This is a genomic window from Bradyrhizobium sp. MOS002 (assembly GCF_003020115.1).
Lineage (GTDB): Bacteria > Pseudomonadota > Alphaproteobacteria > Rhizobiales > Xanthobacteraceae > Bradyrhizobium.
In genome coordinates this window covers 84,693-111,290 of the sequence record NZ_PYFX01000016.1, presented here as the reverse complement: position 1 = coordinate 111,290, position 26,598 = coordinate 84,693, and the positions used below count along the sequence as shown (strand labels likewise).

Genomic DNA, 26,598 nt, shown 5'->3' with positions numbered 1-26,598 from the left:
ACAGGCGACCGACAGCGGACGGCATCACGTCATCAGCGCCGCGCGTGCCTTCCGCAGATTGCGCTCGGCTTTCTCGCGCATTTCGTCGGAGACCACCAGCTTGAAACGGTCATCCAATACGAGGTTTTCAGCTGCCAAATTCAAACGGTTATTTTCGATCAGAAATTCCAAGCCGTCAGTCTTCCGCTCGACCAGCTTTTCAAGCGTACCGATCACGCCATTGTCGGCGATCATCTTGTAAACGCGTGAGCCAACACTGGGCTTGCCCTGCACCTTGGCTTGGAGGCGCTGATACTCCAGCGTGATGCGGCGCAGCTCGCTGTCGAGCAGCTTCAACTGAGCCTGTTTGGTTTCGGGGCTGGCAGTGGCGCTCTCGGCCATCGGAAGGTCCGGGTATTTTTCGTCGCGATAGAGCTGAAGCGCATCGAGCAGGAGTTGGGTGCGGCTGACACCGGCATGATGCGCCAGACGCTCGGCCAGATCGACGGCGGCGGGATCATTGATGTGGAGGGCAGGCATGTATTTCTCTCTATGTTGATGGTCTGAGTTAGGCGATGTTGATAGTCTGACGTAGACTATGTAGATCGTTAGGTCAAGGAGGGTTCGCGACCAACAAAAAAACCGTGCGTCACCCACGACCGGCGGTAACAGCGTCAATCGTCGAGGCCGCAGGGAAGCCCGCAAATCCGGGGCTACAGGCGCTTCGCCGAGCGTGATAGGAGATCATAGCGGCGCGCCGAAAGGCCACTCAGCGGGCTTCCAAACGCTTCTGAGCCGCCATCGCCCCACCGGGGAATAGGATACACGCCGGGATACATGGAAAACCGGCCCGCAAAAATTCAATCGTCATTTCAAGGGGTTTAGCGGGCTTACCGAAAACGGATTTTCCCACAAGGGGAGAAGGTAGGCCAGCCGAGGGGGGATGGATCACCCCCGGCGTTTTGCGGCAAGGCCAAAGGTAAAGTTTTGCATGACAAACGCATAGGTAGCCCATGGCGAACCCACACCCCGTCGCAGCCGGCAACGTCGCTTGGCGGTTGATCATGCTGCAAAACCAATTCACGCCGGGCCGGACCAATCGACTGGCCTGCAAGGCCGTCAAACGCAATGGTGAAAAGTGCAACATGCTGGCGCTGACCCGATTTGGCCTATCAGTCTGCTCTGCTCACGGCGGGGCTGCGGCAATCGCAAGGATGCGACGGCGACAGGTAATTGATTGTTGGCGACCAAAGTTCACTAAAGGTGAGCGAGATTGATATGAAGCTCAAAAGAGCTGCCTGAGGGAGGCCACGCACGCCAATTTTGTGCGGCTCAAGCGAACCTCACGGCGAACTAGCGAACTTTGGCGAACTTGTTCGCCGGTGTACGCGAACGAACGCGAACACCCCCTTTAAGGGTGTTCGCTGGTTCGCCTCACCCGCTGTGCTTGGAGGCCGACCAATACTGGCCTTCCCAACATCCAACGAGCTTTCGAGCAAGGAGGACCTCATAAGAGGTTTTGAAGGCCTTCTGGTTCGCCCTTTCCCCGCCGCCGCTTATTCCGCGCGCATACGCGTAGCGCCTCCACTGGGCCTCGCTGACCACCCTAACGCTGCCCGGGATGATATTGGATGGTGGCGCGGCCACGCCCTCCTCGTTCACCGCATCATGCAGGGCGTCGAGCGTAATTCTAGCGGCGTTTGACAAATTTGCCTGCTTCGCTGCCTTGGTGCCGATGCCCTCGACCGGGACGACCACAGGCGCGGAAGTCTCCACGCCATCGACGCAGGCAACTTGCACGCTCTCCAGCCGAAATGTAATTCGCTGCCCTTCCTCAGCATCGTTTGCTTTCATGACGGTGGCGGTGCGGGCATCGCCGGCCTTCTCGACATGGACCGTGGTGTCAACGGCCGCGAGCAGCGCGCCATGGCCCCTCATCCTCGCGTTGCCGTCCTGCGGCTGGTGATGGGTCAGCAGGACGTGCGCACCGACGGCATTCTGGATGCGCCCAACTGCGGCGTTTGCAGCACCGACATCCTTGGGCGAGTTTTCGTCACCGCCACAGAGTGCCCGATTAAAGGTGTCGATGACAATCAGCACCACGGGCAGCCCTGTTACCTTGCTCAGAAGTTTCGCCGCCTGAATTACCCTGTCGGCGGTGGATCTTTCGCGAAAGTCGAGCACCCCCTGCATAACGGCGAATGGCAGGTTCTCTTCGACAGCGCGCTTCTTCCTAAATGCGACGGCCCGGCGCTTGACCAATTGGGCGCGCTCCAAGGCAACAAACAGGACAGCGCCATGCCGGATCGCTCGGCCATGCCACTGGAGGTCGGCAGCAACGTGGATTGCGAGATCCTCGACCAGCACGCTCTTGCCGCTCCCCGGCTCACCGAACCATGCACTGAACTCACCGTCGCCAAGAAGGTCGTGAACAAGCCAGCGTTTGGCGGCGTCGTTCTCGACGAGATCCCGCCACAACGCGAACGGCAGTGTTGCAGTTTTCTCGGCGGATGGTGCGCTTTGCCCTGCATCATCGGGTTGGCCGGTCACCTCCCGGATATCTATCAATCCGGTCAGGCGCGGGTCGGATAAGGGGATGTCGTCGCTCATCGCGCAACCTCCCGCCACACGTCCGCGAAGTCCTTCCCCCTGAGGGGGGCAATCACGAACACCTGCCGGCCGGCGCGGCGCCAACGCGCGGCGCAGGCTTGTGTCACCTCCGCGTTCCTGCCGTTCTTGTCGTTCTCGCCGAGAATGATCAGGACGTTGATTTCCGATAGAACCGGGAATGCTCCAATACCTCCCGCCGAGCCCACACTCCAAACTGGCCGAAGCCCGGCAACATAGGCCGCCAAACATGTCTCGAAGCCCTCCCCAATCACCAGCCGCCGACCAGCGAGAGGATGGGGATCAAGCTTTATGGCCGCGCCCTTGGCACGTCCCTTCATTCGACGGTCGATTTTCTCTGCGCTCGTGGCGTTGACGAAGGTCCTCTGGACACCGCACGGTTCGTCGGTTGAGACATCCCGCAACAGCGTCACCATGGCGGGGGTATGGTGCCCGTCCAGCCACAAACTTGGGTGAAACCTAACCACACGGCCGGCGAGTTCGTCCGGCAGCGGTAGAGGCCGATGGCCAAGGTATTTCTCGACTATCGTGCCGCGAGGATCGCGGGTCCTGCTCCAGAGCCGCAAAGCATCAGCTACTCGCTGCGGTTCATCTGTCGTCCGGTGGACGCGGGCAATCTCGCCAGCCGGGCGGATGGTTCGGGATTGATTTCCCCGAAGGCCAAGCGCAGCGCGCACATGATCGCGGCAGAGCTTGAGCGGATCGTGCGCGAATGAGTTCACGAGGAACCCATCGGGTGCATCAGGGTCGAGCCGGACGGATAAAGATCGGTCGGAAGGGCTGTGGCCCGGTCCCGGTGCGCTAATGTTGCTACCGTGCGCGTCACCGCCGAGTGCAGCGGCAACCGCACGAGGATCGTAGAGCATGGCAGTCTCCGTTCATGGAGACCGCAGGTCTGGCTCGCTTGCACGCGGAGCTAGCGTGCGGTAAGATTTGCTTACTCTAGAAATTTGCTCCGACGAGCTGCGCGGCCTGTCCGTGCGGCTCGTTATGCTGTTTCAGGTGCCGACATTGGCCGGCTGGTGTTGACGTTATCGGCGACAAGCCAAGTTCGAATATCGCCAAGCCTGTATCGTGGCATTCCGGCGACCTGCACGGATGCCGGCCCACGCTCTGGATGCCGGAGGCGCCAATCCTCCAACGTTGACAGTGAGAGGCGCAGCCACCCCGCCAACTCCCTTGCCGTCAGGAGAAAGTCATCGGGCAAGCGCGAGGGGTCAAAATTTGGCGGCGGCGGCACCGAGCGGTCGCGGCTGCGCCCTTGCAGCTTGATGTCCGCATTGCTCATCGCTCGTCTCCGACACTGTGCGGGGAAAACGGGCGACGTCCATGCTCGACGATCTCGTCGAGCGTCGTAGGCGGGATGCGTAGCAGCCGGCCGAACCTGACAACAGTCAGGCGGTCTGCCGTCAGCTTCCGACGCAGGAAGGCGCGGCTGACACCCAGACGGCGAGCGGCCTCGTCAAGGCTCAGAAGATCGTATCCGCCGCCGGCAATGGCCGGCGTAGATGTATGGGATTTGTCCATAGGTCCCTCAAAATGGAGACCGCAGGAAACAATCAGATAGCAACCAATCCGCAAACAGGTCTGCGGCTATAGGAAGGCCGTTCAGTGAACGGCGGCGTGAGCCCCCGGCCGGCAGGGCACTTGGCTCCCAGTGTGTCCCGAGCGTTGCGCAGCAACAGCGCCGAAGCCCTGCGCTCGGACAAGCGCGCGTTCCCTTCAAGCAGCTTATTGCCGCCTGCGCCCCACCCGCCGTAAGGGCCTTTTAGTTCCAATCAGCCGGACGTAGCGCAATACGCTCGGATCCTCCGCTCGACTGTGCAGCAGGTGACGGAAGGATACCTCAGTTGCTACTCAGATCCAAGATAATCTGTAGTGCTATCATGAAGCCTGAAGAAACGTGATAGTCGCGCTCGGCCCCTCCACAAGCTCCGTCAAATACGTCGAGACCAGCTCGAAGGCCGCGACGCGCCCCTCCCAAGCCTCGTCCTTGTTGTACCGCGCCACGAGGTCTGCGCGCTGGTGCCCAATGGCCAACTCGGCGATGTCCTCCGCTACCCCAAGACGGGACATCAGCGTCCGGCACGTCCGGCGGATGTCGTGCATCGTGAAGTCAACTCCGCTGATCTTCACGAGCTGCTTTACCAGCTTGGTCCAGCCGGAGATCCGTGTGCCTGTGCGGCTCGAAGGAAAAACCAGCTTCGAGTTAGTCAACGGTTGGCGCGCCAACACGGTGCGCATTAGGATGGTTGCGGGGACCTCATGAGCGGTGCCGGTCTTCGTATGCTGAGCTTCCAGCACCAGCCGGTCGGCCTTGATGTCAGCGCGGCGCAATCCTGACAGCTCGCCGCGACGCATGCCGGTCAAGAGAGATAGCTGGACGAGGCGACCGAAAGCCCCCAATCCCGCCGAAGCAGTCCAGACTGCCTTGATTTCCCCGTCCGACAGAGCGCGCCCCTTCTCTTGGGCCTTGAGCCGCTCGGCGCGCGTCCGACGGGGCCGACGCAGCCCGGCCAGAACGTTATGATCAGCCAAACCTCGGCCAACACACCACTCGGCAAAGGTCCGTGTGTGTTTCCGAAGGTCTTGGGCAGCTCCTAATCGGCCGCTCTTCTCAATGTTGTGGACGGCATCGACATAGTCGCTTCGGGTAAGCTTCTTGACGTCCCGGCCTAGCAGCGCTGTCAGGCCCCTACGAAGCGAACTCATGGTCGTCTTGACGTTCACGAGGCGGCGCTGCTTAAGGGCCCGCTCGTAATCGTCTAGTGCAAGCCGCAGAGTAGCTTTTTCACGCCGCCGCTCTTCTCTCCGGTCGGCAGCCGGATCGCGCCCACGGGCCACTGTGCCAGCGTGGGAGCGTGCCGACCGTCGGGCGGCATCGACAGTCACCTCAGGCCAAGAGCCAAGCCGGACGCGCTGAGAGTTGGCCCTGCGGCCGCCATCAGCTCGATACGCAAAAATCCACGTTCTCGAACCGCCAGACAGGCAGCGAAGCCCCAAGCCGGTCACCACGCTGTCCCAAAGGATGATCTGCGACCTCTCAGCAGGAACTCCCGTCTTCTGGCAGATGGTCTCGGTGAGCTTTCGGGCTTTTGATTTTGACATGGCACCTGAACGTAACTGAAGCCGGCCCCACAGGGCCCTTTCTTCTCTGTCGGCTTGACAGCACCTTGACAGCACGGGCTGCCATGGATCAGCCTGACCGAGCCCGGCCATATCGTATCAAAATAATCTAATTTTCAAGGAGTTTTCGAAGATGCACGTGGTCTAGCATGGTCAGGCCTGACCAAGACCTCTCTCTTCACACGGGAGAGGTCCAAGGTTCGATCCCTTGTGCGCCCACCATTCACCTTCCTGACCCTGCTGATTGCGGATCCATTGTCGACGCCTGGCGGCGTGTCGGGACCGTCTTAATCAAAAACGTCGAAAACAACCCCATGCACAGTAGCCGACCTCAGTCGGATCAATGGGTTACAGACATGCGAATTTTCCGAAATTGGATTTGACTCGTCGGGCAAAACACCCGCAGGATGGCATCGTCGCGGGGGCCTGAAGCGGGAAGGATTAGGTCCATCGCTTTGGCGCATCAGCTTTTGTTTTGCGCATGATCTCCCCTCGTCATTGCGAGCGTAGCGAAGCAATCCAGAGTCTTTCCGTGGAGACAGACTGGATTGCCTCGCTGCGCTCGCAATGACGGAGCAAGAGGTGAGACCGCGCCGGTTGACGCGCACGCCACCTCGAGCTTTAAGCCGCCCGCGCCGGCCGCCAGGCCGCGTACAGACCAACGAGGGTCCCGATGGCGACCAGCGCTGCCGCCAGCAGCAGCTGTAATTCCCCGTCGTCGGTGGTGCCCACGGACGACACCAGTCTGCTCACGACGACGAACAGAACGCCCACGGAGGCTGCTGCACCCACGCCGAGATAGGCGAGCTCGCGCGTCAGGTTGCGGCCGAGAAGTCCGAGCGCCGTGAAATACATCGCGCAGGCGTTGGGATGAACGAACAGGGCAACGCGCGCATATGGGCCGTAGGCGTCGAGGAGGGACTCACAGCGGTTCAATGCCGCCTTCGAGGCAACCCGCTGCAACAGCGGTCTGAAAAAACGGGCCTGCCCGTAACTCAGAACGGCGCCCACGATGATGGCCAGCCACGCTACGACAAAGACGGAGAGGTCTGCGGGCTTCGGATTGAGCGCCACGGACATCAGGATGAGGGCGGTTCCGGGGAAATAGCCAAAATACGGGAAGACCGACTCCAGCAGCACGCAGACGAATATGAAGACCGGAAACCACGACGAACCGGTCGCATCCTGGACGATGGCGTTCAGGTCGAAGAGATCGGTCTTGTACAGGACGAGGTACATGCACGTGGCCAACCCGGCCAGCGCGTAGAACGGCAATGCTCCCGACAGAAACCGCCTCATCCAGCTATCGCGCCTTGTTGCGCGGACACAGCGGAAACCATCGATAAACGTCCCCTACCCAATCGACAAAATCTCGATCTCCTGCGCGCCCGCGCCCACGACATCCCCGACCGCCTTCCCCATCAACGACTTTGCCACCGGCGCCACGAACGAGATCGAGCCGGCCTTGGGATCGGCTTCGTCCTCGCCGACGATGCGATAGGTTTGCACGCGGCCATCGGCGCGGCTGAAGGTCACCGTGCTGCCGAAGGCGACGGTGTCGGTCGAGGCTGGGGCGGGAACGACCTGCGCCGTGCGCAGCCGTTCGGTGAGATAGCGGGCGTCACGCAGGGGCACTGCCGATTGCCGGCGCTTTTCGTTGACGTCCTCGATACGTTGCGCGGCTTCATAGGCTGCGCGTGCGTCTTGAAGCTGCGCCTGCAACGCCTGCAAGCCTGCTTCCGTCACGAGGTTTGGATGCGGCGAGATCGGCCGATCCGGCAACAGCGTCTCGGCGGCGGTTTCCGCGCTCTCTTCTTTGGTAAAGGCAACGCTCAAGTCGAAAATCCTGTCGAACTGTTCGGGCTCACGGCCACGATCATATCTCAAGTTCGACGAAACGGCGCAGCTTGAAGACGATGTCCGGCATGGCTTGGCGGAACCGCGTCGCATCCCGGAACGCGGTCGAGAACGGCGCGAAGGTGATCATCGCGTTCCAGTGCCTGTAACCGTAGACCGTCACGGAGGCGCCGGTCGCCGGAAAATTCTCCAGCTTGCGCAGCTCGCCCAGGACGAGATCGGCGATCGCTTCAGCAGGCAGCAATTGCTTGCCATCAGGCGTCGTGGCGATCTTCGCCGGCGGCTCGACCGGCTTCGCGGCAGCCGGCGCCGCATCGGGCGCGTTCTCGGAGCTGTTTTCGGAATTGGTCTCGAGCCTGGCCGGCGGCGTATCGGCGGCGGGGGGCTCGACCAGCTCAAATCCGTTCGTCGGCGCTGTCGGCGGCGGAACCTCGATGAGCGGCGGCGGCGCAACGCTTTCTGCGGCGCGCTTGTTGCCTCCCAGGATGCTGCTGATCATGGCCACAAGGCCAGCATCCCTCACGTCGTCACTCATTACTCCCCCCAGGCTTCGACCTACTCTAGCACCGCTCGCGCGGACCGCCACTGGGGATGTATGGCCGGATTCCGCCCGACCAAGGTCCTATTTCAGTCCGTCACGCGATGACACCGGCGGCGCGAAGCCCGATCACGCCGCGCCGCCGTGCGATCCGTCACTGCTTATCGAACGGAACGTATTGCTGGTACTGTTTGGGCACCGAGCTGCGGTAGCGCGCGGGCACCGTGCCGCTGTCGACCGAGTGATCGATCTCCTGCTGCCGCGTCATCTTCTTCTTCACCGGCTTCTTCGACGCACTTTTCTTGGAGTCGGTCGGCTGGCTGGAAGCGTCATTGGTGGCGCCCGGCGCTGTCGTCGTCGCTGCCGGCGCGGCAGTTGTCGCCGCAGGCGCCGCCGTTCCGGCGGCGGCTGGTGCGCCCTGCGCCAGCGCGAGCGGTGTTTGCATGAGAAGCGCCAGCGCTGCTGTCGCAGCCAGCAAGAATGACTTTTGCATTAGAACCTCCAAAATACCTGATCCGAATAAGGCAAGCGTAGTTCTCCGGGATCGACGCGTGCAAGTCCGCTCACGATAGGCCGGAACCCCATCGTGAACTGTGGCCGAGATCACATTGCCGGCGGCAGGCTGCGTCATGATGTACCTCATCGCGAACGCAAGGCATTCCGATGACACCAACACAGACGAGCTCCTGGAACATTGACCTCGGCTGATCGTCCTATCCACTCGCTCTCAAAGGAGACTGACATGCGTCGCACCATCCTCACTCTCGCATCGTTCGCGGCCCTGTTGGCCGTAGCATCCCCGGCCGCCCAGGCACATCCTGCGAACGATCGATATTGCATCCAGGGCCGCTCGTGGGGTTACCCCGGCAATTGCCAGTTCGCCAGCTATCAGCAGTGCCTCGCCAGCGCGTCCGGCACGTCCGCCTATTGCGGCATCAACCCGCGCTACGCGTTCTCGCAGCAGCGCGATTACTGACGAATTGGCGGCGTGCGCGCATGACGCGCGCGCCGCCACAATTTTTACGTGAAGCCGATCCGCTTCGCCGAAGATCCGGCGAATTGAAACCGTGCGAAGCCGCCTGCGTCCGTCGATGACGAGAATGTTATCCGTCATCGCCACGGAGAAATTCACGATGCGCAGCCGTGGCTTGCGGGGACAAGCACACCTTCCGAAAATTTCGATGCCGGGCAATTGTGATCCATCTCGCTCGTGACAGGCGCGATCGCGCCTAGGCTGTAAACCCCAGCGCGAGAAACCTTAGCCCGATCTTTCCATTCGACTTTTCAGGAAGGTGTTTCAATGAGCAGCCGTCACGCAATTGTTCCGCGCGGTCTGAACGCAACGCGTTCGCCGCTTTCGCAAGGCCGCTTCGGCCGCATGTTCCGCAAGCTCGCACCGGCCAAATTCGGCCCGAACGATTCCAACACGATCGCAAACCTGTCGGCGCTCGCCGACAAAATGGTCGCCGGCTTCGACGGGCCGAAGGACGGGCCGGACGCAGAAGAGAGCGGCATTCCCTCGCTCTATACTTATTTCGGTCAATTCGTCGACCACGACATCACCTTCGATCCGGTCAGCTCGCTGACCAAGCAGCAGGATCCCGACGGGCTCGTCGACTTCCGCACGCCGTCGCTCGACATGGACAATGTCTACGGCCGCGGCCCGAACGACCAGCCCTACATGTATGACGGCATCAAGTTCCGGCTCGGCGAGAAGGTCACCGGCGCGGGCGTACCCGACGCCAGCGACCTGCCGCGCTTCAAGGGCCGTGCGCTGATCGGCGATCCCCGCAACGACGAGAACAGCATCGTCTCGCAATTCCAGGCCTTGATGCTGCGCTTTCACAACCGCATGGTCGACGACAATGACAGCCTGTCGTTCGAAGACGTGCAGCAGCGCGTCCGATTCCACTATCAGTACGTGGTGCTGAACGATTTCCTGCCGCGCATCGTCCATGCCAGCGTGCTGGACCAGCTGAAGACCGCAGGTCACTACGACCGCGGCAAGCTCGCTTATTACCATTGGAAGACCTATCCGTTCATGCCGGTCGAGTTCTCGGTCGCGGCCTACCGGCTCGGGCACTCCATGATCCGCCCCGGCTACCGGCTGAACGACGCGGCCAACATGCTGCTGCAGATATTCCCCGATCCCAACAATCCCGACCACAACGCACTGACCGGCTTCCGTTCGATGGGACCGGGACGCGCCATGGACTGGGGCCGCTTCATCGATCTCGACACGCGCCCCTACGGCGTCGAGGACGACGACACCAATCCCGACAACAAGAGGCGGCTGCAGTTCGCCTATCGCATCGATGCCTCGCTGGTCGACCCGCTGCGCAAGCTGCCGCCGGAAGTCGCCTCCAATCCGGCGTCGCTGGCGCTGCGCAATCTCGAGCGCAGCTGGCGGCTCGGGCTGCCGTCGGGCCAGGCCGTCGCCAGGGCGATGACCCTGACGCCGCTGACCGACGACGAGATCATCATCGGCAAGGCCGTCGACGAGCCGGGACCGGGCGATCCGCAGGTCAAGATCGCGACCATCGCGAACGGCGTGTTTGCCGACAACTGCCCGCTGTGGGCCTACATCCTCGCCGAGGCGCGGCAAAACGCGACGGACATGCCAATCTCCGCCACCGGTGGGCCCGCCACGGTCAGGACACCGCAGCTCGGACCAGTCGGCGGCCGCATCGTCGCCGAGGTCTTCCTCGGCATGATGTTCGGAGATAATTCCTCCGTGCTGTCGCTCGACCCGCAATGGACGCCGGTGACCGGCTCCGGCTTCGCGCTCAAGGACCTCGTCGCCTACGCGCTCGGCCAGGGCGATCCGCTGCATTGAGCGGGTGACGGACGATGAAGTAACGGCCGCCCGCCTCACGCGGGCGGCCTTGTGGCCACTCGCCTCGACGCGCGGGCGGATGGATCCTGACAGGCGTGCTTCCCTAACGCAAATCCGCCCGCTTCCTGTTGACTCGCATCGCGAATGGAGAAATCTTCAACGACACAATTGCCATTGCCAGTCTTAGCAGTACAAACTTCGGCGCTCTCGGTTTTATCGGCGCCATCTGACCAAATTTATTCTGAACAGAAACGGAGGGGCCGATGCGCGCGCTCGCCTTGAGAACCGTCTCACTTCTCGCCCTCGCTGCCCTGGGTTCAATTTCCGGCACGCCTGCCGCGCGCGCGGAGGACGGGACCGACGAGCAATTTGGCAGGGTGCACTTCCAGACCTCCTGCAACGAGGTGGCGCAGCGCCGCTTTGATCGCGGGATGCGTTATCAGCACTCGTTCTGGTACCGGCCGGCAAAAGAAATTTTCGAGGAGACGCTGCAGGCCGATCCGGAATGCGCGATCGCTTATTGGGGCATTGCCCTGAGCCTGCTGTACAATCCACATTTTCCCGCGCCGAAGGAAAACCTCACCGGAGGTCTCGCCGCGCTGCAGAAGGCAAAGGCACTCGGCGCCAAGAGCGAACGCGAACGTGACTACATCGATGCGCTGCTGGCCTTCTATTCGGGCGACGAAAAGACGACGTTTGGACAGCGCGCGCAGTCCTATCTCAAGGCAACCGAAGCCGTCGCCGCGCGCTATCCCGATGATGACGAGGCGCAGATCGCCTACGCCATCACGCTGAACGTCACGGCGTCACCAAACGACAAGTCCTATGCCAACCAGCTCAAGGGCGCCGCTATCCTAGAGCCGATCTTCAAGCGCCAGCCGCGGCATCCCGGCGTCGCACATTACCTGATCCATCTCTATGACTATCCGGCGATCGCAGAGCAAGGACTCGACGCTGCCAAGCGTTATTCCGAGATCGCGCCGGCGGCACCGCACGCCTTGCATATGCCGTCGCACATCTTCACGCGCGTCGGTTACTGGAACGAATCCATTGACGCCAATAGCCGTTCCGCCAAGGCTGCCAAGGAGGGCAAGGATCCCAGCGAGCAGCTGCATGCCGACGACTATATGGTCTACGCGCTGCTCCAGCTTGCGCAGGACAGCCGAGCCAGCGACGTCATCGCGGACATGATTGCGACCACGGGCTATGCGCCGGCTGTGCGCGCCGGTCCCTACGCGATAGCGGCGAGCCAGGCGCGCTATATGGTCGAGCGCGGTGATTGGCAGGGTGCTGCCGCACTGAAGGTCGAGCCGAGCCGGTTTGCCTATGTCGATGCGATCACCTATTTCGCCCGCGCCCTTGGCGCCGCGCGCTCCGGCAATGCAGACGCAGCGACGGCGGACATCGCCAAGCTGGCGGAGTTGCGGGACAAGCTGCAGCAGGACAAGGATGCCTATTGGGCCGAAATCGTGGACATTCAGCGGCAGGTCGCTACAGCCTGGCAGCTCAACGCCTTGGGGAAACAGGCGGATGCGTTGGAAGCAATGCGCCTTGCCGCCGATGCCGAAGACAAGACCGAAAAATCCATCGTGACGCCGGGTCCGCTCGCCCCCGCACGCGAGCTTTACGGGACCATGCTGCTCGAACGCGGCATGGCGACGGAGGCATTGGTCGCGTTCGAAAGCACCATGCGCAAGGAGCCGAACCGCTTTGGCGCGACGATCGGCGCCGCTCACGCGGCCGAGAAAGCGGGGGATACTGTGAAGGCCCGCCAGTACTACGCGAAGATCGTCGAAACGGCGAGAAATGGCGACTCGTCGCGAGAAGACCTCGCGGCCGCTCGAAAGTTGATGGCTCAGAATTAGCAAAGGTGCCGCAGCAACTTCCATGCGCCTGACAAGCAAATTAGTTGCAACCAGCGCAGCCATCGCACTGATCTGCTCAGCCGCTGCCGTATGGATATTGCGGTCCGGTGAACCGGCACGCGCAACAGCGGCATCCGGGGAGGTCCGCCCGGTGTGGACAGAAATCGACTGGCCTTTCGGCGCGGATCCTTGGGGGAAAGGAAAAGCGTTCCGCTGCAAGGCCGCGGATTGCGGCGGCGAAGTCCAGCTCTACGTTCGCGCCAAGCTCGGCTTTTGCAATTGCGCCACTGGCATTGCCGATGACGGTGACCTCGAGCAGATGGGCGACCTGGCGCTGATTGGGAAGGCAACGCCGATGGCTGCGGGCCGAGAGATCGTCGTCGGTCCAATGCGCGGCCGCAGCCGGGCATATCGCGTCGAGGGGAACCCCAAGGCCGCGCTCTCACTCGCCTTCAATCAGCGCTGCGACATGGTGGCCGCGACGGCTTTGCTCGCACCGGGCGCGCCCGCGTCACTGGAGCCGGCGGTGCTGTCATTCCTCAATAGCGACCGCATGCTGAAATGGGCCGAGATCGCGCTTGGGCTATGACTCAAAGCAATCAGCTTCCGTCGTTCGCAGAACCATAAGACGTCCGACTCTTCGTCAAGGACAGCGTCCTTGGTGAGGTGCGTCGCGGTCGGCCTTCCGTCGATAGCTGAATTAAAGGCGACAATTTCGGCACGCGCTCTAATGAGCAGCCCCGAGGCCGACCTCCTGCAGCCGGGTCGCGAACCAGCGCGACAGCGGCTGATCGAGGACGCCGCTGACATAGACCTCCGAGATCGTCACATGGTGCTTGTCCAGCACCAGCAGCATGCCGATCCAGAAGGCGAACCAGACATGCGCATCGGTCAGCGCCATCAGCTTGTGCCGGTCGTGATCGAGCGAGGTGTGATTGCTGGCCTTGCGGATCTCCACGGTGAGCAAATTGTTCGGAATCTCGCGCTGATGCACGACGACGTCAGGGTAGATCGACTTGCCCAGATGATCGTCGGTCGAGATGATGGTGCCACGCGGCAGATGCAGCGTACGCTCGCCGAGCCGGTCGTAATTGCAGTCGACGGCCCAGCCTGAGAACTGCCGCTCGAGATAGACGGCGAAGCGGTGCGTGATCGCGCGCTCGCCGATGTCCTTCTCGAACATGAATGCTTCGTGGGCGTAGAAATCCCGGAGCGCCGCGATCACCTTGTTCAGCTCGGTCTGCATCTTGCCTCCGGGCCCAATCGTAGCCCGGATGGAGCGCAGCGCAATCCGGGTTCTCGCAAAACGCACGGCGTCCCGGATTACGCTGCGCTCCATCCGGGCTACGTGAGGGCCGGAATTCGCGGCGCAATCGACCAGAGTTACATCTGGACTTCGATCAGCCGCGGCCCGGGCTCGGCGACGGCCTCGGCCAGCGCCTTGTTGAACTCGTCCGCGTTGGTGACGGCGCGGCCGGGCACGCCCATGCCCTTGGCCAGCGCCACGAAATCCAGCGTCGGCCGGTCGAGCTTCAGCATGTCGTTGGCGCGCTGGCCGGGCTCGCCGGCGCCGACATTGTCGAACTCGCCGCGCAGGATCTGGTAGATGCGATTGGCGAACACGATGGTGACGATGTTGAGATTCTCGCGGGCCTGCGTCCACAGCGACTGGATCGTGTACATCGCACTGCCGTCGCCGACCATGCAGATCACCTTGCGGTCCGGGCAGGCGATCGCGGCACCGATCGAGAGCGGCGTTGAGAAGCCGATCGAGCCGCCCATGTTCTGGAGCCAGTCGTGCGGCGCAGCCGCCGCCGTCGGCGGGAAGAAGGCGCGGCCGGTGGTGAGGGATTCGTCGACCAGGATCGCATTCTCCGGGATCGCATAGGCGATCGACTGCGCGATCGAGGCGTGGGTCAGTGCGCCGGTCGGCTTGAGCAACTCCTGCGCGGCCTGCGGCTTGACGTCCTTCGCGCTGGCCTTCACCGCGCCGGCGAGCGCTTCCAGTGCCGCGACCGAATTCTCACCCCAGGAGGTCATGCGATGCACGTCGCAGCCCTCGGGCTTGAGGATGCTCGGCTTGTTCGGATAGGCGAAGAAGGCCACGGGATCGTCGGACTCGATCAGCACGATATGGCGGAACCTCGCCAGCATCTGCAGTGCGTTGTCGATCACGTAATGGATGCGATCGATCGAGAAGCGGCCGCGGCCGCGCGCCATCCTGGGACGGAAGGTTGGGCCCATCACGGTGCAACCGGTCTTGGCGGCGATGCGCTCGGCCAGCGCCAGGCCCTGCTCGCTCAGTGCACTGCCGGTCATCAGCAGCAGCGTGCCCTCGCCGTCGCCGTGCAGGATCTTTGCGGCCTGCTCGACCGCCTGCGGCGAATAGCTCGCGCGCTGCTGCTCGGCCGGAACCTCGGCGATGCCGTCCGCTTCGTTCCAGGCGGTGTCGGCGGGCAGGATCAGGGTCGCGATCTGCGGCGGCGCGCTCTTGGCGGCGGCGATCGCCGCGGCACCGTCGGCGGCGACCGATTTGGAGTCCGGCGAGGTCCGGACCCAGGACGACATCGGCCGGGCCAGGCCCTCGATGTCGGAGGTCAGCGGCGCGTTGTAGCCGATGTGGTAGACGGCGTGCTGGCCGACGATGTTGACGATGCCGGAATTGGCCTTCTTGGCGTTGTGCAGATTGGCCAGGCCGTTGGCGAGACCGGGACCGAGATGCAGCAGCGTCGAGGCCGGCGTGCCCTTCATGCGGAAATAGCCGTCGGCGGCGCCGGTCACGACGCCTTCGAACAGGCCGAGCACGCAACGCATGCCGGGCACGCGGTCGAGCGCTGCGACAAAATGCATCTCGGAGGTGCCGGGGTTCGAGAAGCAGACGTCGACCCCGCCCTTGACCATCGTCCGCACCAGACTTTCCGCACCGTTCATCCGTCAGCTCCCGCAACCGGCAATGTTCCAACAATCCGTCCGAACAATCATTGTTCGCTCGTCTCGTCAAAGCAATAGCCGGCATCGCCGCCCTGCCCCGCACGGCGATGCGCTGGTTTGGCTAATACTTTCCGGCAAATTGGCGCGGTTGCCGGTTTGGTAACTTCCTTCATTAAGGATGCCTCCCTCACGGGGCCGTGGCTTGCGGAAAGCCCGCAAATATGGCCTGTGACTTCAGTTGAATCGATTTTTGCTGGGGGAAACTATGATCCGGTATTTTGCCGCGCCGATTGCCGCCATCGCACTGCTGTCGGCTACCGCCGGCGGCGCCTTCGCCGAGGAGTTCGACTCGCGCGACATCATGGGCGGCGGTCCGAATTTCTTCCGCGGCGGCTCGAGCCCGGTTCCCCGCACCACCGTCATGTATAACGGCAATTACGCCCCCGGCACGATCGTCGTGAACACCTCGGAGCGCCGGCTCTATCTGGTGCTTCAGAACGGCCAGGCCCTTCGCTACGGCATCGGCGTCGGCCGCGACGGCTTCCGCTGGGGCGGCGTGCACCGGATCACCGCCAAGAAGGAATGGCCGGACTGGACGCCGCCGTCGCAGATGCTGGCGCGCCGGCCGGACCTGCCGCGTCACATGAAGGGTGGCGTCGAGAATCCGCTTGGCGCGCGCGCGATGTATCTGGGCTCGACGCTCTATCGCATCCACGGCTCCAACGAGCCGGAGACGATCGGCCAGGCGGTATCCTCGGGCTGCTTCCGCATGACCAATGAGGACGTCAGCGATCTCTACGGTCGCGTCGGGGTAGGCACCACCGTGGTCGTGCTGAACAACTAGCAGGAACCGGCGGGCGCGTGGATATGCGGTCTTGTGCGTCGCTTCCGAATACGGCAGCGTCGTCTGGCAATGAGCGCATTGGCCCCGCCTTCGTCCGGCTTTCGCATCGCCCTGCTGGCGCTCGCCACCTTAGCGTTCGTCCCTGACACCGCTACCATCGCCGTCGCGGGCGAATTGCCCGCGATTGCCTCGCGCCAGCGTGCCGAGAAGAAGAGCTTTACCGACGGCGAGATCGTCGATGGCTTTCTGAAGACGGCGTTCGGCGCCGAATACCACCTTGCCGGCCGCGTCGACCGCATCCGCAAGTTCGACGGACCGGTGCGCGTGTTCGCCGAGAGCGACCGCGCCGACCGCAAGGCGCAGCTCGCAAAGGTCGTGGACGACATCGGCAGGCGCGTGCAGCATCTCGACATCGCCATGATCGACAGCAGCGAGGCGGCGAATGTGCGGGTGAAGCTCGTGCGCGACCGCGATCTGTTCCGCACCATCTCGAGCTTCTACGGCGCGGAGAAGGCCCGCGAGATCCGCACCTCGCTCGATCCGCAATGCCTGTCCGGCTTCCGCAAGAACGACAATTTCGAGATCGAGCATTCCGACGTCATCCTCACCGTCGACAACGGCGATTTCACCTTCCTCGACTGCGCCTATGAGGAGCTGCTGCAATCGCTCGGCCCGATCAACGACACCGCGAGCGTGCCCTGGACCATGTTCAACGACAACGTCTCGATGGGCTATTTCGACGTCTACGACCAGTACATCCTCAACCTGCTTTACGATCCCCGCATCAAGGCGGGCATGACCATACAGGAGGTCAAGGCGGTGCTGCCCGACGTGCTCACCGATGTCAGGACGTGGGTGAAGCGGGTGAACGGTCTTCCTGAGTAGTTGTCCCGTCATCCTGAGGTGCGAGCCTTGCGGTAAATGCACCGCGAGGGGAGCCTCGAAGGATGAGCGGCCGAGATGCAGCCGGGCCGTCGTCCTTCGAGGGCCGCTGAATAAACGGCCACCTCAGGATGACGGTCAGACATAGGTGCTCGCAGTTTCCACATCGTCATTGCGAGCGCAGCGAAGCAATCCAGACTGTCTCCTCGGAAAGATTCTGGATTGCTTCGCTGCGCTCGCAATGACTGATGAAGCGTATCGTCCCTATTGCACGAGATCGGCAACGATGGTCGCGGCCTTGAGGCCGGTGCCGGTGAGGACCGCGACCGTGGTCTCGTTCGCCTTGATGGCACCGGTGGCGGACAGTTTGTCCAGCGCGGCGGCCGCACTTGCGCTGGTCGGCTCGGCAAACAGGCCTTGCCGCGCGAGACGCCGCAGCGCGGCGACGATCTCATCCTCGGTGAGTGCGACGGTGCCGCCGCCGCTCTCGCGCAACGCGCCGATGATTTCGCGCAGGCGCAGCGGATGCTTGATCGCAGTGCCTTCGGCGATGGTCTTGTTGACCTCGCGCGCGACGGGCGTATCGACGCCCGCCTTGAAGCTCGCATCGATCGGCGAGCAATTTTGTGGCTGCGCTGCGAACAGGCGCGGCAGCTTGGCGATCTGGCCGGCCTTCAACAACTCGCGGAAGCCGAAGGCGCAACCGAGCAGAGAGCTGCCGGCGCCGACGGGGACGATGACGTTGTCGGGGGCGCGAAAGCCGAGGTCTTCCCAGATCTCATAGGCGAGCGACTTGGTGCCTTCGAGAAAGAACGGCTGCCAGTTGTGGCTGGCGTAAAAGGTCTGTTGCGACTGCCGGATGGCCTCGGCCTCCGATTCCTCGCGCGGGCCCTCGACGAGCTGCACCGCGGCGCCATAGGCACGCACCTGCGCGATCTTGGCAGGTGAGGTCGACGCAGGCGCGAGAATCTTCACGCGCATGCCGCCGGCGGCACCTAACCCCGCCATCGACGAGCCGCCATTGCCGGACGAGTCCTCCAGGATGGCCTCGACGCCAATCTGTCGAAGGAAGGATAGCATCACGGCGGAGCCCCGGTCCTTGAAGCTGCCGGTCGGGTTGAACCATTCGAGTTTGAAGAACGGGCGCAGCTCGCCCCAGGCCTGCTGCACCAGCGGCGTGCAGCCTTCGCCGAGCGTGATCGGAGTCTTGATCTCGACCGGCAGCGCCGCCCGGTAGCGCCAGAGCGATCGCGTGCGCGGCTCGATCTCCTCCCGCGACATCCCGGCCCCCGCCGTCACCAGCAGCGGCGCGCGTTCGTCCGAGCACCAGCGCGGCTGGTCCAGCGGATAGAGCTGGCCGTTACGGGGATCGATGTAGCTGGCGGCGGGCATGGCGGTCTCCAAGGCAGGCGACAAGGCAAAGGCGGTCTGTACGTTGGGTTTGATGACACGTTTTGTAAGGAAACTCGACGCCCGGCGCGCCAACCGTGCGGCGCCTCTTGAAAACGTGAAAACAATAATTACTTCATTGGCTTACAGCAATGGGTGGCGGGGTCGGCCATTGCGGTGGCATCGCACTCACGCAAGCCGTACCGGCGCGCTGATGGCGAGAATTCGACCGCGGGCCACCCTGCCTCGCGCAGCACGATTAACTTGTCTGTCGCGACTGCCCGCTACAATATGTTGGATTGAGCTCGCGCCGCCGGTGTTCCGCATCGGCAGCGCGACGAGCCAAGGCCCGTCCGAGCGGCGGGCCGTTGGCTTTTTAGGAGTTTGGTCATGAGCCGCGCGAACCGTACCGACCACATCCGCCTCACCTCCCATCCGGAGCCGGGCCGGACAGCCGCATTCCCGATCCACTGGGGCGCCGCCGACGCACGCGCCCGCGGGCCGATCATCGGCACGGTGTCGCGCGCTGGGGATCGCAACGTGATCGGCAGCCATGGCGGCTCCTATGCGATGTACCGCGCGCTCGCGGTGTCCGCCGGCGCGCTCGATCCGATTCGTAGGCCCGACCTCACCAACACCTTTCCGGCCGCGACCATTGGGCCGTTTCCGCAATGGAGCGATCCCGCCAAGATCGTCGCGCTCGATCCCTGGGGGCATCTCGTCGCCGAGAATTTCGGCAAGGACATCGCTGAGGGCATCGACATCAGGCCGAGCATCGCGGTGACGCGCGCGCGGCTGGACCTGCCGGAGATCCGCGAGGCGCTCGACGCCAAGCGCCTGCGCGCCGACGGCGACGTCGTGCATGCCAATGGCAGCGTGTCGGTGGTGAAGATCGCGATCGATCCGGTCTGGTATCTGCCCGGCCTTGCGGAACGCTTTGCGACCAGCGAGACCGAGCTGCGGCGCACGCTGTTCGAGCAGACCGCCGGCATGTTCCCCGAGCTGGTGACCCGGCCGGACATGAAGGTGTTTCTGCCACCGATCGGCGGCACCACGGTGTACATGTTCGGCGACGTGACAAAACTGCCGGACCATCGCACCAAGATCACCTGCCGCGTGCATGACGAGTGCAACGGTTCCGACGTGTTCGGCTCCGACATCTGCACCTGCCGGCCCTACCTCATTCACGGCATCGAGGAATCCGCGCGCGGCGCCCAGGAGGGCGGGCTCGGGCTCGTGATCTACAACCGCAAGGAAGGCCGCGCGCTCGGCGAGGTCACGAAATTCCTGGTCTACAACGCGCGCAAGCGCCAGGAGGACGGCGACGCGGCCGCCGCCTATTTCGAGCGCACCGAATGCGTCGCCGGCGTCCAGGACGCGCGCTTCCAGCAATTGATGCCCGACACCATCCACTGGCTCGGCCTGAAGCGCATCGACCGTTTCCTGTCGATGAGCGACATGAAGCATGACGCTTTGACCTCGCAGGGCATCGACATCGTCGAGCGCGTGCCGATCCCGCCCGAGCTCATTCCCGCCGACGCCTATGTCGAGATCGCCGCGAAGAAGGCCGCCGGCTATTATTCGGACGACATCGCGCCGGAGAAGGACGTCAACGGCGTGGTCGGGCGTTCGCTGGAAAAATACTGATCGATTGATGGCAGACGCTTTGGAATTGCAGGCCCGTTCGCTGCTCAGCGCAGCAGCGGTTCGCGCGCGTGCCGGCGAGATGTTCGAGATTGGCCTGAACGGGGGCTTGAGCCATTTCACGATCGATCTCGATCGCATGGACGGCGTTGCCGACGCCGTGTTGGCTGTCACGCGAAAAGCCTATCCGACGCTGGAGATTCCCTTCCATGCGCGCTGGCGCCATTTCGTGCTTGGTGGCATCGACCGCTGGGCGCGGCTGGCGGACGCGGCGTCATGGCCCGATCGCGCGGCGCGGGCGCGCGCGGAGTTCGACCTTGCCATCGTCAGCGTGCTGCTCGATGCCGGCGCGGGTGCGGCGTGGCGATATCGCGACGCTGTGACGGGACAGAGCATCGGCCGGTCGGAGGGCCTTGCGATCGCAAGTCTCGACATGTTCGCGACCGGTCTCTTCTCCGGCGATACGCGCGCGCCATTCAGGGCCGATGCGGACGTGCTCGCGCAACTGCCGCTAGCCGCGCTCACTTCGGCTTTTCAGGTGAGCGATACCAATCCGCTGCTCGGGCTCGAGGGGCGGACCGATCTGCTGCGCCGCCTCGGCAAGCTGGTGGCGGAGCGCGCAGACGTGTTCGGCTCGCACGACACGCCGCGGCCGGGCGGGCTGTTCGATCACATCGCCGCGCAGGCGAAGGGCGGCGCGGTTCCCGCACCCGCGATCCTGGCCGCCGTGCTGAACCAGCTCGGACCGATCTGGCCATCGCGGCTCGAACTTGCCGGGATTCCGCTCGGCGATTGCTGGCGTCATCCGGCGGTCAAGGCCGATGACGCGACCGCGGGTCTCGTGCCCCTGCACAAGCTGTCGCAATGGCTGAGCTATTCGCTGATCGAGCCGCTGCAGCGCGCCGGGTTTGACGTCACCGACATCGACGGCCTGACCGGGCTTGCCGAATATCGCAATGGCGGCCTGTTCGTCGATCACGAGGTGCTGCGCCTGCGCGATGCGGCTGACGCCGAACGTGCGCATGCGGTGGACTCCCTGCTCGTCGTCGAGTGGCGCGCGCTGACAGTAGCGCTGCTGGACCGGCTTGCCGAACTGGTTCGCGCGAAGCTCGGTCGCACCCCTGAGACATTGCCGCTCGCCAGCATTCTGGAAGGCGGCACCTGGGCCGCGGGCCGCGCCATCGCGTTCTCGCGCCGGCCCGACGGTTCGCCGCCGCTCAAGGTGATCAGCGACGGCACGGTGTTCTAAACCCTCTCCCCTTGCGGGAGAGGGCGGCTTCGCGAAAGCGAAGCCGGGTGAGGGGTTGCTTCCGCGGGGTTATCTCTCACCGGAGCTCGCGGAGACAACCCCTCATCCGGCGCTTCGCGCCACCTTCTCCCGCAAGGGGAGAAGGGAAGAAGTATCGGCCCGTCGCGTTTCACCCAAGTGCATTTCGTTAGGAGCGTTTCATGCAAGGCGTCACGATCGTCGATCATCCACTGGTGCAGCACAAGCTGACCCTGGTGCGGGACAAATCGATCTCGACCAAATCGTTTCGGGAGCTGATCAAGGAGATCGGCATGCTCTTGTGCTACGAGGTGACGCGTGACCTGCCGCTCGCCGATACCGTCATCGAGACGCCGCTGGCGACGATGCATTCGGCCAAGATCGCCGGCAAGAAGCTGGTGTTCGTACCGATGCTGCGCGCTGGCACGACCTTCGTCGACGGCATGATGGATCTGGTGCCGACCGCGCGCGTCGCGCATATCGGCCTCTACCGCGAGCCGCACAGTTTTGCAGCGGTCGAATATTTCTTCAAATCGCCATCCGATCTCAGCGAGCGCCTGGCGATCGTGGTGACGCCCGTGGTTGCGACCGCCAACACGACTGTGGCCGCAATCGACCGGCTGAAGGAGCGTGGCGCCAAGGATATCCGGCTGGCCTGCCTGATCGCTGCCCCCGAAGGGCTCGAACGGCTGCGCGGATTGCATCCGGACGTCCCGATCTGGACGGCCGCGGTGGACGACGGTCTCGACGAGAACGGTTTCATCCTGCCGGGCCTCGGCGACGCCGGCGACCGCGCTTACGGGACGAGATAGGCGCGAGGCTCAAATCTTGCCGCTGCCGCAGATCCCTTTCAGCGCCTGCCACTCCGCATCCGTCAGCAGCGGCGGGCCACTGGCGGGGCGATCTTCCTTCGTCATGCGCGCGAGGCGGTCCTCGGTCAGCGGATGGCTCGCCAGGATCGACGTGAGGCCGCCGCCTTCCTTGCCGGTGATGCGGAACATCAATTCCGCCGCGGGCTTCGGCGAACGGCCGAGCTTGTGCATGATCTCGATGGCGAAACTATCCGCAGCGGTCTCGGCCTCGCGCGAATAGGAGGCCTCGACCACGCTGCGCGAGGCGAAGATCACGGCGCTCGAGCCGGTGACATCGCCGAACAACAGGCCGATCAGGAACGAGGTGCCGCCGTTGTAAATCAGGCCGCGCATGTTGTCGTGGTGCTTGAGATGGCCGAGTTCGTGGGCGAGGATGCCGGCGAGTTCGTCCGGGCTCTCGGCCTTGTCGAGCAGGCCCTTCAGCACGAAGACCTTACCGCCGGGCAGCGCGAACGCGTTCGGCACCGGGGTCGGCAGCACGCCCGCGGTCATGGAATCGTCGTCGAGGCCGGCGGCATCGCGCAGCCGATTGACGAGTTTGATGAAGGCCGCTTTCCCCGCCGCATCCTCGCACGCATTGCGGCCGAAGATCGTCTTCACCTGAACTTCAGACGCATCGCCGATGCGCCGCTCGATTGGTTTCGGAACCAGCGGTGCAAGGCGGTCGGCAGCGAGCGGCACGCCGAACAGCACCACGCAGACGATGGAGACGGCGGCAGCCATCGACCAGCCGACGATCTTTGCGACGCCGCGGCGCGAGGTCTGGTGCTCGTCGAGCCGCATGCAGCGGGCGGTCACGTCTGAGGCGAGCAGAGCGTCGCGGATTTCCAGCCGCGCCAGCGGCGGCGCAGATGTCGAGGCCAGGCGCAACACGCCCGCCGGGCTGTCGGCGCGGCGGATGTCGGCGTAGGCCCAGCGAACGGGCGCCCCACCCTGTTCGAGGATCTCGAGCGCGTCACTGAGCGTCAGCGCAACCTGCCGCCTGCGGCTCGACACGCCGTCGAAGAAGACCGTCGGCTTCACGGACTGCGCCGGGGCCTCGGCGAATACGTCACTCACAGCTCAGAATCCCGCGACATCGAGTCCATCGGCAAAGCCTTCGCCGAGCGCGCTGGCAAGCTCGGCGCTGCCGCGCACGTCAGCCGCGGCCCCGATGTTGTGCACCTCAACCGTTTCCAGCACCTTGGCCCAGAGATCGCGCTGGAGATAGACCCGCATGATGATGTTCACCGCAAGAGCGACGGCAAAATAGCCGATGACCATCATCACCAGCATCGGAATGCTCTTGGCGGCATTGTCAGGTCCGAACGCCTGCTCGGCGGGAAGGCCGGTCAGCTTGACCAGGAGCAAGGTGCCCCCTCCTATATAGGCGCCGAAGATGACCGAGAGCAGCATCCACCAGCCGATCACCTTCCAGTACAGCCCGTAGAACGCGTTGGTCGGCAAATCCGAGGACACGCTCACGCCGCCGATGCGGATACCGTCGAGCCACCAGCGCCATTCGCGCGCCTTGAACTGGGCATAGAAGAACGGCGCGAGCGGAAAGATCACCAGCGCGATCGGGCTGAGCAGCCACAGCCACCAGCCGCGCTTGAAGAACGTCCAGCCGTCGCCTTCGAAATCGCCTCGCAAATCGCCGTAATGGGTGTGCCGCATCTTGTAGCGTTCGAGCGACGCCTCGCGCCACGGCAATGCCAGACCAAGCGTCAGAAACACCAGCAAGCCCCACAGCATGGCGCGGAACGAATAGGCCCAGCCCGATCCGTCCATCCAGAACCGCACGCCGCGCCAGACCGTGCGCGTCAGGCGATAGCGCCGCGCGCGAAAGATCGCAAACTGGCCGAAAGCGTAGAAGCTGATGAACAGCGGCGTCGAGGCAAAGCCCTGCCAGCGCTCGAACTCGATACCGACAAGGAAGTAAGCGAGGTAGATCGGCACCAGGATCGCGAGCGCGAACAGGAAGCCGACCAGAAGCTCCTTGGCCCGGCCGGTATATTCGGCAGCGTCGCCGTCGATCGCGGTGTTCGCCCACAGATGACGGCGGATGTCGGTGACGAGCCAGAACCGGTAGAAGCCGAAGGTGACGAGCTCGAGCAGGGCACCCTTGGTGACCAATTTGCGAAACTCGGTGCGGTTGCCGGTGAAATCGACCCGCGTGGGCGGCAGCGGCGGGGGTAAGGGTTCGGAGCCGATGGGGGCCCATTGCATGTCATTCACGGCGGCAACCTCGGGGTGCGGACCTGGTTCGATCAAACTATAAATCAGAGATTGGTCGATCCCCAAGATGGGCAGGTTCGATTTGGCTCGATTCCAGTCGGTTTCTGGCGCGTTTCCACGGCCAAGGGCGTGCGCGAGATCACGTTCGCGAATGTCCCGTAGCCCGGATGGAGCGCAGCGCAATCCGGGACAGCGGCAGTGGCGGCCCGAATCCCGGATTACGCTTACGCTCCATCCGGGCTACAGGCGAGACCGTGTGGCAAAACTCGCCCTTGCTCCGGCGCAGACAACCGGCTGTAATTGCAAATCAAATACCGCAGCGCAGAATTCAACGAGAACGCGCGGTTCATGTCAGGGAGAGCGGTCATGCATGGGACCATCGAAAGCGCGGCGAAGCTCGACGCGTTACGCGCACGCGCCACATCACTGCCGCTGGAGCAGTTCGATCCGGGCGACCCCGAGCTGTTCAGGACCGATACGTTCTGGCCTTATTTCGATCGCCTGCGCCGCGAAGATCCCGTGCACTATTGCAAGAACTCGATGTTCGGGCCGTATTGGTCGGTGACGCGCTACAACGACATCATGGAGATCGAGACCAATCATTCGGTGTTCTCCTCGGCCTCCTCGCTCGGCGGCATCACCATCCGCGACATCGATCCGGAACTGCGCCGCGAGAGCTTCATCTCGATGGACCCGCCGCGCCACGCGGCGCAGCGCAAGACCGTGGCGCCGATGTTCACACCGACGCATCTGGACAATCTGGCGCTGAGCATCCGCAAGCGCTCGGCCGAGTGCCTGGACAATCTGCCTCGTGGCGAGGTGTTCGACTGGGTCGACCGTGTCTCGATCGAGCTCACCACGCAGATGCTCGCCGTGCTGTTCGACTTCCCCTGGGAGGACCGCCGCAAGCTGACGCGCTGGTCGGACATTGCAACCACCATTCCCGGCCCTGACGGCCTTGTCGCCACCGAAGACGAGCGGCAGGCCGAGTTGACGGAATGCGCGGGCTATTTCGCGCGACTGTGGAAGGAGCGCATCGCGCAGCCGCCGAAGAGTGATCTGCTGTCCATGATGGCGCACGGTGCCGCGACGCGCGACATGGACGCGAAGAACTTCCTCGGCAATCTCATCCTTTTGATCGTCGGCGGCAACGACACCACCCGCAACACCATGTCAGGCTCGCTCGACGCGCTGAGCCAGCATCCGGAGCAATATCGCAAGCTGCGCGAAAACCCCGCGCTGCTCGACAGCTTCGTGCCGGAAGTGATCCGCTGGCAGACGCCGCTGGCCCATATGCGCCGCACAGCGCTTGCGGATTTCGAGTTCCGCGGCAAGCAGATCAAGAAAGGTGACAAGGTCGTGATGTGGTACGTCTCGGGCAACCGCGACGCTGACGCGATCGAAAAGCCCTACGAATTCATCATTGACCGCGCCCGGCCGCGCACGCATCTCTCCTTCGGCTTCGGCATCCACCGCTGCGTCGGCTTGCGGCTTGCCGAACTCCAGCTCAAGATTATCTGGGAAGAGATCCTCAAGCGATTCGACCATATCGAGGTGGTCGGCGAACCCAAGCGGGTCTATTCGAGTTTCGTGAAGGGTCTCGAAACCTTGCCGGTGAAGATTGCGGCGTGAGTTAACTCCCTCTCCCCGTTCTTACGGGGAGAGGGTTGGGGTGAGGGGCTCCATCCGCGAACAGCGTGACAGCCGAATCGCGGAGAGTCCC

The 26,598-nt window shown here is 63.5% G+C and carries 26 protein-coding genes and 1 pseudogene; 10 read left to right on the top strand and 17 right to left on the bottom strand.

What is annotated here, in order from left to right; genetic code table 11:
- Positions 1 to 24: 24 nt before the first annotated feature.
- The 11 genes and pseudogenes from C7G41_RS30295 to C7G41_RS30250 all read right to left on the bottom strand — a co-directional run bounded on the left by C7G41_RS30295 (position 25) and on the right by C7G41_RS30250 (position 8,621).
- The gene (locus C7G41_RS30295; protein ID WP_106945963.1) at positions 25 to 519 is read right to left on the bottom strand and encodes a hypothetical protein; all 495 of its coding nucleotides are present in this window, start codon (positions 517 to 519) and stop codon (positions 25 to 27) included.
- A gap of 894 nt (positions 520 to 1,413) precedes the next feature.
- On the bottom strand, positions 1,414 to 2,589 hold the full coding sequence (locus C7G41_RS30290) for an AAA family ATPase (RefSeq protein WP_106945962.1): 1,176 nt from the start codon (positions 2,587 to 2,589) through the stop codon (positions 1,414 to 1,416).
- Positions 2,586 to 3,473: a toprim domain-containing protein gene (locus C7G41_RS30285; RefSeq protein ID WP_106945961.1), complete on the bottom strand. Its 888-nt coding sequence runs from the start codon at positions 3,471 to 3,473 to the stop codon at positions 2,586 to 2,588. The genes C7G41_RS30290 and C7G41_RS30285 overlap by 4 nt, the downstream gene beginning before the upstream one ends.
- Before the next feature lie 122 nt (positions 3,474 to 3,595).
- The gene (locus C7G41_RS30280) at positions 3,596 to 3,895 is read right to left on the bottom strand and encodes an AlpA family transcriptional regulator (RefSeq protein WP_199198695.1); all 300 of its coding nucleotides are present in this window, start codon (positions 3,893 to 3,895) and stop codon (positions 3,596 to 3,598) included.
- Complete coding sequence (locus C7G41_RS30275; RefSeq protein WP_106945959.1) at positions 3,892 to 4,134, bottom strand: helix-turn-helix domain-containing protein; 243 nt, start codon at positions 4,132 to 4,134, stop codon at positions 3,892 to 3,894. Before C7G41_RS30275 ends, C7G41_RS30280 begins: the two co-directional genes overlap by 4 nt.
- Before the next feature lie 357 nt (positions 4,135 to 4,491).
- On the bottom strand, positions 4,492 to 5,337 hold the full coding sequence (locus tag C7G41_RS30270) for a tyrosine-type recombinase/integrase (protein WP_245446772.1): 846 nt from the start codon (positions 5,335 to 5,337) through the stop codon (positions 4,492 to 4,494).
- Between the two features lie 84 nt (positions 5,338 to 5,421).
- Positions 5,422 to 5,715, bottom strand: a pseudogene (locus tag C7G41_RS39070) (Arm DNA-binding domain-containing protein); the annotation flags it as partial.
- 639 nt (positions 5,716 to 6,354) lie between these two features.
- Positions 6,355 to 7,032 carry a hypothetical protein gene (locus tag C7G41_RS30265; RefSeq protein WP_106945957.1) on the bottom strand — a complete coding sequence of 226 codons (678 nt, stop codon included), beginning with the start codon at positions 7,030 to 7,032 and terminating at the stop codon, positions 6,355 to 6,357.
- Between the two features lie 54 nt (positions 7,033 to 7,086).
- On the bottom strand, positions 7,087 to 7,569 hold the full coding sequence (gene greA / locus C7G41_RS30260) for a transcription elongation factor GreA (protein ID WP_106945956.1): 483 nt from the start codon (positions 7,567 to 7,569) through the stop codon (positions 7,087 to 7,089).
- A 40-nt stretch (positions 7,570 to 7,609) separates the two neighbouring features.
- Entirely contained in the window at positions 7,610 to 8,125 is a 516-nt protein-coding gene (locus C7G41_RS30255) for a hypothetical protein (RefSeq protein WP_106945955.1), read from the bottom strand.
- A 157-nt stretch (positions 8,126 to 8,282) separates the two neighbouring features.
- Positions 8,283 to 8,621: a hypothetical protein gene (locus tag C7G41_RS30250; RefSeq protein WP_106945954.1), complete on the bottom strand. Its 339-nt coding sequence runs from the start codon at positions 8,619 to 8,621 to the stop codon at positions 8,283 to 8,285.
- Positions 8,622 to 8,870: 249 nt separating this feature from the next.
- Between C7G41_RS30250 and C7G41_RS30245 the strand changes: the two genes are divergently transcribed.
- From C7G41_RS30245 to C7G41_RS30230, 4 genes are all read left to right on the top strand, one after another.
- Complete coding sequence (locus tag C7G41_RS30245; protein ID WP_106945953.1) at positions 8,871 to 9,104, top strand: DUF3551 domain-containing protein; 234 nt, start codon at positions 8,871 to 8,873, stop codon at positions 9,102 to 9,104.
- Between the two features lie 324 nt (positions 9,105 to 9,428).
- Positions 9,429 to 10,964, top strand: coding sequence for a heme peroxidase family protein (locus tag C7G41_RS30240; protein WP_106945952.1), 1,536 nt, complete (start codon positions 9,429 to 9,431; stop codon positions 10,962 to 10,964).
- 263 nt (positions 10,965 to 11,227) lie between these two features.
- Positions 11,228 to 12,829 carry a hypothetical protein gene (locus tag C7G41_RS30235; protein WP_106945951.1) on the top strand — a complete coding sequence of 534 codons (1,602 nt, stop codon included), beginning with the start codon at positions 11,228 to 11,230 and terminating at the stop codon, positions 12,827 to 12,829.
- A gap of 22 nt (positions 12,830 to 12,851) precedes the next feature.
- Positions 12,852 to 13,418, top strand: a complete 567-nt coding sequence (locus tag C7G41_RS30230; protein ID WP_106945950.1) for a hypothetical protein — start codon at positions 12,852 to 12,854, stop codon at positions 13,416 to 13,418.
- Positions 13,419 to 13,556: 138 nt separating this feature from the next.
- On the opposite strand, the gene C7G41_RS30225 is transcribed toward C7G41_RS30230, so the two are convergent.
- From C7G41_RS30225 to C7G41_RS38855, 3 genes are all read right to left on the bottom strand, one after another.
- Positions 13,557 to 14,075 carry a hypothetical protein gene (locus C7G41_RS30225; protein ID WP_106945949.1) on the bottom strand — a complete coding sequence of 173 codons (519 nt, stop codon included), beginning with the start codon at positions 14,073 to 14,075 and terminating at the stop codon, positions 13,557 to 13,559.
- Positions 14,076 to 14,212: 137 nt separating this feature from the next.
- Positions 14,213 to 15,760, bottom strand: coding sequence for an acetolactate synthase large subunit (locus C7G41_RS30220; RefSeq protein WP_106945948.1), 1,548 nt, complete (start codon positions 15,758 to 15,760; stop codon positions 14,213 to 14,215).
- A 47-nt stretch (positions 15,761 to 15,807) separates the two neighbouring features.
- On the bottom strand, positions 15,808 to 15,933 hold the full coding sequence (locus C7G41_RS38855; protein ID WP_306768066.1) for a hypothetical protein: 126 nt from the start codon (positions 15,931 to 15,933) through the stop codon (positions 15,808 to 15,810).
- Between the two features lie 92 nt (positions 15,934 to 16,025).
- On the opposite strand from C7G41_RS38855, the gene C7G41_RS30215 reads away from it, so the two are divergent.
- Complete coding sequence (locus tag C7G41_RS30215) at positions 16,026 to 16,604, top strand: L,D-transpeptidase (RefSeq protein ID WP_106945947.1); 579 nt, start codon at positions 16,026 to 16,028, stop codon at positions 16,602 to 16,604.
- A gap of 69 nt (positions 16,605 to 16,673) precedes the next feature.
- The gene (locus C7G41_RS30210; RefSeq protein WP_199198694.1) at positions 16,674 to 17,489 is read left to right on the top strand and encodes a DUF2927 domain-containing protein; all 816 of its coding nucleotides are present in this window, start codon (positions 16,674 to 16,676) and stop codon (positions 17,487 to 17,489) included.
- A gap of 261 nt (positions 17,490 to 17,750) precedes the next feature.
- Here C7G41_RS30210 and C7G41_RS30205 read toward each other — a convergent pair whose 3' ends face one another.
- Positions 17,751 to 18,878: a threonine synthase gene (locus C7G41_RS30205; RefSeq protein WP_106945985.1), complete on the bottom strand. Its 1,128-nt coding sequence runs from the start codon at positions 18,876 to 18,878 to the stop codon at positions 17,751 to 17,753.
- A 387-nt stretch (positions 18,879 to 19,265) separates the two neighbouring features.
- On the opposite strand from C7G41_RS30205, the gene C7G41_RS30200 reads away from it, so the two are divergent.
- The 3 genes from C7G41_RS30200 to upp all read left to right on the top strand — a co-directional run bounded on the left by C7G41_RS30200 (position 19,266) and on the right by upp (position 22,598).
- Positions 19,266 to 20,522, top strand: a complete 1,257-nt coding sequence (locus C7G41_RS30200) for a GTP cyclohydrolase II (protein ID WP_106945945.1) — start codon at positions 19,266 to 19,268, stop codon at positions 20,520 to 20,522.
- 7 nt (positions 20,523 to 20,529) lie between these two features.
- Positions 20,530 to 21,768, top strand: coding sequence for a URC4/urg3 family protein (locus C7G41_RS30195; protein ID WP_106945944.1), 1,239 nt, complete (start codon positions 20,530 to 20,532; stop codon positions 21,766 to 21,768).
- 200 nt (positions 21,769 to 21,968) lie between these two features.
- Complete coding sequence (gene upp, locus C7G41_RS30190; protein ID WP_106945943.1) at positions 21,969 to 22,598, top strand: uracil phosphoribosyltransferase; 630 nt, start codon at positions 21,969 to 21,971, stop codon at positions 22,596 to 22,598.
- A 9-nt stretch (positions 22,599 to 22,607) separates the two neighbouring features.
- Here upp and C7G41_RS30185 read toward each other — a convergent pair whose 3' ends face one another.
- Both C7G41_RS30185 and C7G41_RS30180 read right to left on the bottom strand, forming a co-directional pair.
- On the bottom strand, positions 22,608 to 23,717 hold the full coding sequence (locus C7G41_RS30185; RefSeq protein ID WP_106945942.1) for a M48 family metallopeptidase: 1,110 nt from the start codon (positions 23,715 to 23,717) through the stop codon (positions 22,608 to 22,610).
- 3 nt (positions 23,718 to 23,720) lie between these two features.
- On the bottom strand, positions 23,721 to 24,866 hold the full coding sequence (locus tag C7G41_RS30180; RefSeq protein WP_199198693.1) for a YjgN family protein: 1,146 nt from the start codon (positions 24,864 to 24,866) through the stop codon (positions 23,721 to 23,723).
- 375 nt (positions 24,867 to 25,241) lie between these two features.
- On the opposite strand from C7G41_RS30180, the gene C7G41_RS30175 reads away from it, so the two are divergent.
- A complete protein-coding gene (locus tag C7G41_RS30175; protein ID WP_106945983.1) occupies positions 25,242 to 26,507 on the top strand; it encodes a cytochrome P450 in 1,266 nt (421 codons plus the stop codon).
- Positions 26,508 to 26,598 lie beyond the last annotated feature (91 nt).

Coding starts and splice junctions, on each gene's coding strand:
- C7G41_RS30295 (WP_106945963.1), bottom strand. CDS start 519: ATGCCTGCCCTCCACATCAATGATCCCGCCGCCGTCGATCTGGCCGAG.
- C7G41_RS30290 (WP_106945962.1), bottom strand. CDS start 2,589: ATGAGCGACGACATCCCCTTATCCGACCCGCGCCTGACCGGATTGATA.
- C7G41_RS30285 (WP_106945961.1), bottom strand. CDS start 3,473: ATGCTCTACGATCCTCGTGCGGTTGCCGCTGCACTCGGCGGTGACGCG.
- C7G41_RS30280 (WP_199198695.1), bottom strand. CDS start 3,895: ATGAGCAATGCGGACATCAAGCTGCAAGGGCGCAGCCGCGACCGCTCG.
- C7G41_RS30275 (WP_106945959.1), bottom strand. CDS start 4,134: ATGGACAAATCCCATACATCTACGCCGGCCATTGCCGGCGGCGGATAC.
- C7G41_RS30265 (WP_106945957.1), bottom strand. CDS start 7,032: ATGAGGCGGTTTCTGTCGGGAGCATTGCCGTTCTACGCGCTGGCCGGG.
- C7G41_RS30255 (WP_106945955.1), bottom strand. CDS start 8,125: ATGAGTGACGACGTGAGGGATGCTGGCCTTGTGGCCATGATCAGCAGC.
- C7G41_RS30250 (WP_106945954.1), bottom strand. CDS start 8,621: ATGCAAAAGTCATTCTTGCTGGCTGCGACAGCAGCGCTGGCGCTTCTC.
- C7G41_RS30245 (WP_106945953.1), top strand. CDS start 8,871: ATGCGTCGCACCATCCTCACTCTCGCATCGTTCGCGGCCCTGTTGGCC.
- C7G41_RS30240 (WP_106945952.1), top strand. CDS start 9,429: ATGAGCAGCCGTCACGCAATTGTTCCGCGCGGTCTGAACGCAACGCGT.
- C7G41_RS30235 (WP_106945951.1), top strand. CDS start 11,228: ATGCGCGCGCTCGCCTTGAGAACCGTCTCACTTCTCGCCCTCGCTGCC.
- C7G41_RS30230 (WP_106945950.1), top strand. CDS start 12,852: ATGCGCCTGACAAGCAAATTAGTTGCAACCAGCGCAGCCATCGCACTG.
- C7G41_RS30225 (WP_106945949.1), bottom strand. CDS start 14,075: ATGCAGACCGAGCTGAACAAGGTGATCGCGGCGCTCCGGGATTTCTAC.
- C7G41_RS30220 (WP_106945948.1), bottom strand. CDS start 15,760: ATGAACGGTGCGGAAAGTCTGGTGCGGACGATGGTCAAGGGCGGGGTC.
- C7G41_RS38855 (WP_306768066.1), bottom strand. CDS start 15,933: ATGAAGGAAGTTACCAAACCGGCAACCGCGCCAATTTGCCGGAAAGTA.
- C7G41_RS30215 (WP_106945947.1), top strand. CDS start 16,026: ATGATCCGGTATTTTGCCGCGCCGATTGCCGCCATCGCACTGCTGTCG.
- C7G41_RS30210 (WP_199198694.1), top strand. CDS start 16,674: ATGAGCGCATTGGCCCCGCCTTCGTCCGGCTTTCGCATCGCCCTGCTG.
- C7G41_RS30205 (WP_106945985.1), bottom strand. CDS start 18,878: ATGCCCGCCGCCAGCTACATCGATCCCCGTAACGGCCAGCTCTATCCG.
- C7G41_RS30200 (WP_106945945.1), top strand. CDS start 19,266: ATGAGCCGCGCGAACCGTACCGACCACATCCGCCTCACCTCCCATCCG.
- C7G41_RS30195 (WP_106945944.1), top strand. CDS start 20,530: ATGGCAGACGCTTTGGAATTGCAGGCCCGTTCGCTGCTCAGCGCAGCA.
- upp (WP_106945943.1), top strand. CDS start 21,969: ATGCAAGGCGTCACGATCGTCGATCATCCACTGGTGCAGCACAAGCTG.
- C7G41_RS30180 (WP_199198693.1), bottom strand. CDS start 24,866: ATGCAATGGGCCCCCATCGGCTCCGAACCCTTACCCCCGCCGCTGCCG.
- C7G41_RS30175 (WP_106945983.1), top strand. CDS start 25,242: ATGCATGGGACCATCGAAAGCGCGGCGAAGCTCGACGCGTTACGCGCA.